General features: G+C 56.2%; 8 protein-coding genes. 5 read left to right on the forward strand and 3 right to left on the reverse strand.

What is annotated here, in order from left to right:
• Together GGQ85_RS20330 and GGQ85_RS20335 are read right to left on the reverse strand one after the other, a co-directional pair.
• Window positions 1-298 (reverse strand): Hsp20 family protein (locus GGQ85_RS20330; RefSeq protein ID WP_309776027.1); only part of this gene is annotated, 298 nt, incomplete at its 3' end.
• A 245-nt stretch (window positions 299-543) separates the two neighbouring features.
• The gene (locus GGQ85_RS20335; protein ID WP_309776028.1) at window positions 544-771 is read right to left on the reverse strand and encodes a hypothetical protein; all 228 of its coding nucleotides are present in this window, start codon (window positions 769-771) and stop codon (window positions 544-546) included.
• Window positions 772-990: 219 nt separating this feature from the next.
• Between GGQ85_RS20335 and GGQ85_RS20340 the strand changes: the two genes are divergently transcribed.
• From GGQ85_RS20340 to GGQ85_RS20360, 5 genes are all read left to right on the forward strand, one after another.
• Complete coding sequence (locus GGQ85_RS20340; protein ID WP_309776029.1) at window positions 991-1,473, forward strand: Hsp20 family protein; 483 nt, start codon at window positions 991-993, stop codon at window positions 1,471-1,473.
• Between the two features lie 84 nt (window positions 1,474-1,557).
• Window positions 1,558-2,064, forward strand: coding sequence for an Hsp20/alpha crystallin family protein (locus tag GGQ85_RS20345; protein ID WP_309776030.1), 507 nt, complete (start codon window positions 1,558-1,560; stop codon window positions 2,062-2,064).
• A gap of 234 nt (window positions 2,065-2,298) precedes the next feature.
• Window positions 2,299-2,556, forward strand: a complete 258-nt coding sequence (locus GGQ85_RS20350; RefSeq protein ID WP_309776031.1) for a hypothetical protein — start codon at window positions 2,299-2,301, stop codon at window positions 2,554-2,556.
• A 578-nt stretch (window positions 2,557-3,134) separates the two neighbouring features.
• Window positions 3,135-4,259 carry a trypsin-like peptidase domain-containing protein gene (locus tag GGQ85_RS20355; protein WP_309776032.1) on the forward strand — a complete coding sequence of 375 codons (1,125 nt, stop codon included), beginning with the start codon at window positions 3,135-3,137 and terminating at the stop codon, window positions 4,257-4,259.
• A 425-nt stretch (window positions 4,260-4,684) separates the two neighbouring features.
• Window positions 4,685-6,229 (forward strand): MFS transporter, encoded by a 1,545-nt coding sequence (locus GGQ85_RS20360; RefSeq protein WP_309776033.1) that lies wholly within the window; start codon window positions 4,685-4,687, stop codon window positions 6,227-6,229.
• A 775-nt stretch (window positions 6,230-7,004) separates the two neighbouring features.
• Here GGQ85_RS20360 and GGQ85_RS20365 read toward each other — a convergent pair.
• The coding region (locus GGQ85_RS20365; RefSeq protein WP_309776034.1) for a response regulator at window positions 7,005-7,330 on the reverse strand (326 nt) is incomplete at its 5' end.

The raw sequence follows: 7,330 nt of genomic DNA on the forward strand, positions 1-7,330 counted from the left end.
TGAAGGTGCGCTTGAACTGGCGCGCCGAAATCCCCTGGTACAGGTAATCCTTCTTGACCGCTTCTGTCTTGCGTCCTTCAATCGAGAGCACGTTGTGTTCGGCCGTCACCGCAATTTCATCCGGCGTGAACCCGGCGAGCGCTAGTGAGATCTGATAACGGTCTTCAGATTGCCGTTCAATGTCGTACGGGGGATAGTGATCCTCGCCCTCGGTACGTTGCGCCGCATCAAAGAGGTCGAGAAGGTGGTCGTATCCAATGGTGGATCGCCACAGGGGTGCAAAATTATAGGCTCTCATAGCCAAATCCTCCTTGGAGCAAGATGGGTACGAGCGGACGTCGGACACCCGTCCGGCGCCCGTCTCAATCCTCGAGCCCTTCTGGCGCTCGAGACCGCTTCTCCAGCGGCGAAAATCCAATTAGAAAAATCCCTGCGCTTTTCAAGAGGACTCTTAGAATTTTTTCTGCCTTCAGGCGTCAGGAAACTCCCCGTGGGGGCGATGCTGTAGGCATGGCGCAGTTATATATCCGGCGAACTCGGTCGCTATAAGGCTCGTTCTTCCTCGTCATCCTGGGTGAGAAGTTCGACCAGTTCGGCGGTCCGGCCGCTGGGCAGAGGCCGGCCTTCATTGATCAACGCTTCATCGTTATTCGCCCAGGCCCAGGCATGGGTCAGTTCCTCGGTTGTCGCTTTGGTCGCAATGATTTCAGTCACCAAAGTCTCATCGGCGGGACCGATAACGGAGAGAACATCGTCGCGTGTGAGAGCCATCTTCTACCTCCGTTCTTCACCGGCTTCTGATCACGAACGATACCAAATCACAAACGTTCCATGCTTTGCGCGCGGCTCGTTCGCGATTTTCGACCTCTTGACGGAAGCCGAGTCGTACCCAAATCAAAATCGCCATCTGCTGATGAAGAGATGGTTTTCCAAAGGGCGTCAGCTCTTTGGCGCCCTTGTATCCATGTTGCTTCCAAGGAGGATATGGCTATGAGAAGCACTTTCGATTTTGCGCCTCTGTTCCGATCGACAATCGGATTCGATCGTATGCTGGATACGCTTGAGTCTGCGAGCCGCGTGACGTCGATTGATACGTGGCCACCTTACGACATCGTCCGGACGAGTGAGGACGACTACCGCATCAGCATGGCGGTGGCCGGCTTGACCGAGGCTGACCTGACGATCACGCAAGAGCAGAACATGCTCCTAGTCGCGGGACAGAAGTCGGAGCAAGATGAAGCGAGCGGGCAGTATTTGCATCGAGGTATTGCCGCACGCGCCTTTCGGCGGCGCTTTGAGCTTGCCGACCACGTGAAGGTCGTGAGCGCGAATCTTGTGAACGGTCTGCTGACTATCGACCTGAAGCGCGAGATTCCGGAAGAGATGAAGCCGCGCCGTATCGCCATCGCCGCGGGCGAGGGACTGTTGAAGGCCGGCAACCAGCAGATCGAGGTGGAGAAGCTGGCCGCCTAAGGCATGATCAGGGCAGCTTCCATAAGGCGTCGGGCCGTCTGCCCGACGCGATGGGAAACTGACCGAAACAGAAAGGAGGTAACCATGAGTGTCCGTGATTTGATTCCGTGGGGCCGCTCCAACAATCAGGTTCCTACGGTATTCCGCGACAACGATCGCAATCCGTTCCTCTCGCTGCATCGGGAAATGAACCGGCTATTCGACGATGTCTTCCGTGGCTTTGATGATCGCGTGCCGGCGTTTGGCTCGCTGTCATCTTTCAACGGAGCCTGGCCGAACGTCGAGATCTCCGACAGTGACAAGGAGATCAAGGTAACGGCCGAGATACCTGGTCTCGAAGAAAAGGATATTGAGGTGTACCTCGACGACGGGGTGCTGACGTTGAAGGGTGAGAAGCGCTCTGAGGTGGAGGACAAGGAGAAGCAATTCTCCGAACGCTTCTATGGTCACTTTGAGCGGCGCATCCCGCTCGGGGTGGAGGTCGAGGAAGATAAGATCGAGGCGCGGTTCAGAAACGGTGTGCTGAACGTCTTGCTTCCTAAAAGCCCGAAGGCTCAATCACAGGTGAAGCGCATCGCGATCAAGAGCTGATCATGAGCGGGGTCGGCGGCCGGCCAGCCGCCGATTCCCCTCCATTAGATGAGGTGTTGGCTTCCAAGATCGCCGCCGCGGTGAACCGCGAAACGAATGATGGCACTCGGCGACGAAGGACCGCTTGGCCCGGGCGAGAAGCTTGTTGCGTTCGTGCGGTGCTTTGAGGTTTAGCGGCTGATGCTTGCACCCCGTACGGCAGACTGCCCGTATGCGATCGGAAAAGGGTCGACCATGTCGAAAAAGGTCATAGCCGAACAGGAGATTGAGCTTTACGACGCAATCGGGCGCGCTATCGCGAACTTGCATGCGGCGCTCGCAAAGATTGACGCCGCCTGGGTTATAGTTACGGCGGAACGTCCAGACCCTTCGGTGGGAGCTTTCGCGGCGCTCGATGCGGCTGAGCAGATCCTTGGCGTCGCGCGAGAGGATTTGACTCGGGCCCGTACTGCCCTCACTGCCTACACGGAAGAGAGAACCGAACAATGGTGACCCCGATTTGATTACGGCGCTGAATTTTCGCTGCCGCGACGAGTGTCCTTGGGGGCGAAGGTACGGGCACCGGCTGCTGTCCCATGCAACCTGTTTCCTAGTATTATGAAAATCCGGGGAGTGCCTCGCCGTTGTACTGACAAAAATGACAGAACCCCTATGCTGAGAAGCAACTGACCAACGAGGACGTTCTAGACCTTTATGATTGGGTGAATGTCCGAGCGAAAGTGTCGTGCTTCCAGAAATCGCGAAGGCGTCGGCAAAGCTGCCCCTGCGACCCGCCAAGCGCGCCAAGTTTGGCGTTGTGTTAGACCAGGAGCCCGCAGATGTGCCCGCCACCGAAACCTGCAGCTGAGCCGGTCGATAGTTTTGGAAACAGCTGATCTGAGGGGAAAAGCAGGCGCTCTTTCCGAGTAGAGCTGCTGCAACCCCGGCTTTTGCGCTCAGAATACAAATCGGGGCTTGAAGTTAAAATCATCGTTCCAAGATAATTCTGCGCGCACGAGCTGAGACAGCTGCAACTCACGCTGGATGGTGATCTGACTGCGACATCTAAACCGAACCATGCCAACAACGCTGTGATAACTAATCGTCTATCCGCAGCGCTACGGCCTATTCTTCTCACGTTGATAGTGATCGGAACGTCACTATCGTGGTGCCCTGCCGTCGCTCAAATCCCAGATCTGGGTGGGGGGCACCTCCCCACACTTGCTCCCCTGGTACGCGAGGTCACGCCTGCGGTCGTCAATATCTCCGTTCGTGGCCGCGTCAAGGAGGACAATCCACTCTATCGCGATCCTTTCTTTCGCGAATTTTTTGACTTACCGCGGCAGCTTGAGAGAGAAGTCCAGGCCACAGGATCGGGGGTCATCGTCGATGCACAACACGGATATGTCCTCACCGCCAACCATGTCGTGGCGGAAATATCGACCGCTCAAATCACGACAAAAGACGGCAGGAGGTTCTCGGCGAAACTAATCGGACGCGACCCAGGAACCGATATAGCGGTGCTCCAAATCCAGCGTGGAAACAATTTTAAGGCCATCCAATTTGGGAATAGCGACAAACTGGAGGTCGGCGACTTCGTAATAGCCGTTGGCAACCCGTTCGGCCTTGGTCAGACAGTGACCTCAGGTCTGGTGAGTGCGCTGGGTCGCACTGGTCTTAGCAAGCAGGGCTATGAGGATTTCATTCAAACTGATGCGCCGATCAATCCCGGAAACTCTGGCGGCGCACTGATCAATTTGAAGGGCGAACTCGTGGGTATCAACACCGCGATCATTTCACCGGGCGGTGGTAATGTCGGAGTCGGCTTTGCCGTACCGATCAATATGGCACGGCGGGTCATGGAACAGATCGTCGAATTTGGCTCCGTGCGGCGCGGACATATCGGCGTGTCGGTTCAGGACCTGAGCACGGTCAGATCAGCGGAAAAAATTTCCCGAAGGAGCGAGGGTGCTTTGATCGCCAATATCCTCCGAGGATCTTCGGCCGAGGCGGCAGGCATTCGCGAAGGCGATATCATCGTTGCTGCGGACGGCGTTCCCATTCGCAGTGCCGCACAACTCCGCAACAAGATCGGGCTTGCTCGTATCGGCGAGCGTGTGCAACTTACGCTCGAGCGCAACGGCGCTTTACACAGAGTCCTCGTCGAAATCTCCGCAGGCAGAGGTGCGCCGACTTCGTCCTCGCTGAGAAGATGACAATTATGCCGCCCATCTGATAAGCCAAACCCAATGATAGAGTCTGCCGAGTGTTTTTAGCCTGTAGAAATCCTGCGAGTTTGATGTGCGTCTTGCATCCGTTAGACAGGATAAGGCGTGTGCCTAAGGCATTTCAGCTTCGGATTGGTGACCTGTTGGAGTTGCTCTCGCCACTTCCCACTGGTTAGTTGCTGCATTAAAGCAGCTGCACTCATCAGGAGACCTATGCATAGACTTCGCAAAGCGCACGTGTGCCGAAGCCTAACTCGTCCCGAGCCCGAGGAGGAACGATGCGTTGACCAGTCTCGAATTGAGGACGTGGGCAAATTGAGAATGAGAGCATGTTGAGGGCTGCGCAAGTTACGTTTGAACGAGCATTCACAGACATCTCTCGGCAGCTACGCTGGTCATTTCTGCCGCCGCTTATGATCTATTTCGCGGGCGGGTTCTCCGGATTAACCGGCATCGTGGGAACGTTCTTCGTCAAGGAGTATCTCGGACTTTCGGCCGCGTTCCTGGCCGCGCTCGCGTTCTGGGCTGGGTTGCCGTGGACGTTGAAAATGCCACTGGGCCACTTGGTCGATCTGGTTTGGCGCTGGAAGGCACTTCTGGTCTATCTTGGCGCTGCCTTGATCGCCGCGAGCCTTTGCATCATGTACGCGCTTATCACGCAAACTGTCGCCATGCGTGAATGGATGAGTGTGGAAGCTTGGTTCGTGCTGAGCAGCCTACTCGCGCCAGCCGGCTATGTCGTGCAGGACACAGTTGCGGATGCCATGTCGGTCGAAGCGGTGCCGCGCGTCGGCCCGGACGGTGAAGCGCTTTCTGAAGCGGAGAGCAAGGCGCTCCATACCACGATGCAGACCTTGGGCCGCATCGCGTTCATAACCGGGCTGATCGTCGTCGCATTGCTTAACATCGTGATGTTTGCTGGTGTGGAGGGGCTCGAGCAAGGTCAGAAGGCAGCTGTATACGCTAGTATCTACGCGATGGCGCTCGCCATTCCTGTTGTGTCAGTCAGCGGCGTGATTCTCTCTCAGGTCATGTTGGCTGCACGCGCGAGACGCTTGCGAGCGCATGGCGTTAACGCGGACGAGGCCGAACGACTCATCTATTCGCAGAGCCAAACAACAAACCCTGACTATAGGATATTCAGCGGGGGCGCCGCATTCGTAGCTTTAACGCTGATTATCGGGATCAGCGATATCCCACTAGCACAAGAGATCGTGTTCTGTGGATCGATGGCAATCATTACGACCCTCATCTACCAGCTCATTCAGAAACTGCCACGGGCCAAGGCGCAAGCGCTGATCGGTACAGCGATCATAATCTTCGTGTTTCGCGCGGTCCCGTTGCCAGGGGCCGGAGCAACATGGTTCCTTATCGATCGGCTCGGTTTCGACCAGCAATTCCTGTCTGTTCTTTCGTTGATTGGATCCTGTTTCGCGCTCATTGGCATGGTGCTTCTGAGGCCGCTGATGGCAAGGTGGTCGATCGCCTACATCGTAGTCCTGCTGACGTTGGCCTCAGGCGTTCTGGCTTTGCCCAACATTGGGCTTTACTTCGGCGTTCAGGAATGGACCACACGCGCCACCGGCGGCGTGGTCGATGCGCGTTTTATCGCGATCATCGATACCACCCTGGAATCTCCCTTGGGTCAAATCGCGATGATCCCCATGTTGGCGTGGATCGCGCGCAATGCTCCTGTCGAACTCAAGGCAACGTTCTTTGCTGTGATGGCGTCGTTCACTAACATGGCGCTGACTGCCAGCAGTCTACTTACGAAATATCTGAACCAGATATTTATCGTCACTCGCGAGGTTAAAGACCAAGCGACCGGATTAGTCCAGGTGCCCGCCGATTACAGCCAGCTCGGCTGGCTGCTGATCACAGTGGCATTGGTAGGAGTAACGGCGCCGCTGTTTACCGTGCTCTTGGTCCAAAATTCGCGGCTTCAGGCTAATGATTGACAGCTAATACAATTGCAAAGGGATCGTACGCGCCGGTAATTGCTTAGAATGTCCGGTCGCGGTCCTCGGGATGTAACCCATTGTAGAAATCAGTCATGGAGGCGGGTGCCTCCGCCGAGATGCAGAACATCTGTTTGAAGATGGGCGGCCAAATATGGACGTCGTGGATAAGGTCAACCTCTCAGAAGCCAACCTCGGCTGCCTGAGTCGCTAAACTAAGGCGTTCCTCATTGACGGCGAGCTCTGCCCGGTCCGCTGACGCTCGGTGAAATCCAGCATTGCCCCGATCATGCGTATGGCAACGCCATCGTCATTGCGGATGATGTGCCCGCGATCCCGACATCGACGCGGAGAAACAATATTCGTCCTGCAAGTGGGTGGTTGCGAGCGGTCGCGACTTCGATACAGAGAGCTCGGCTCGTTCGATCAGATGATGCAAAAGGTCCCCCAGAAATCACAACCTACAGTGCCGTGGCGAGTGATGAGCAGGATAGCGCGCACAATACTTACGCATGTCGCGTTGCTTGGGTACTAGCGCGCCCTTGGAAGGGACTCTCTCGCTCATTCATGCGACCGATGCGAGACCCGATCCGGCGCGCGAGGAAGCTCCAGTAACGGACACCGCAGAACGTCATCCTCGCCGATCTTTGGTGAAGCTCGGGCTATTCGAAGCCCGTGATATTTAAGGCGAGAGAATTGCGACGGAGATCTTCTTAATGAGAGGTGGATCGACGGCTTCCTCGAAGAGCTGACGAAAAGGAGAACCGCGTTCAGCTCAGAACGGAAGGCTTTGCGACCCAGTGCTCTGTTTCAGTACTCGCTTGATTTCCGTTGCCAGTTGCTCCTGCTGATAGGGTTTGCCAATCTTCGGCAGGCCATTACCTGACCCTGTCGGCAGCTCCGCATAGCCGGTCGCCAACAGCACGGGAAGCTCAGGGCGGATTTGCCGAGCTGCGGCCGCGAGCTGCGCGCCATTCATCCGCGGCATCGAATAGTCTGTCACTAAGAGGTCAATGGCTCGGTCTTGGCGGAGGATTTCAAGCGCGCGGTCGCCTGAATTAGCTTCAATGACTTCGTGACCAAGATCTTCAAGCATATCGA

The organism is Nitrobacter vulgaris (assembly GCF_031453995.1).
GTDB classification, from domain to species: Bacteria; Pseudomonadota; Alphaproteobacteria; order Rhizobiales; family Xanthobacteraceae; genus Nitrobacter; species Nitrobacter vulgaris.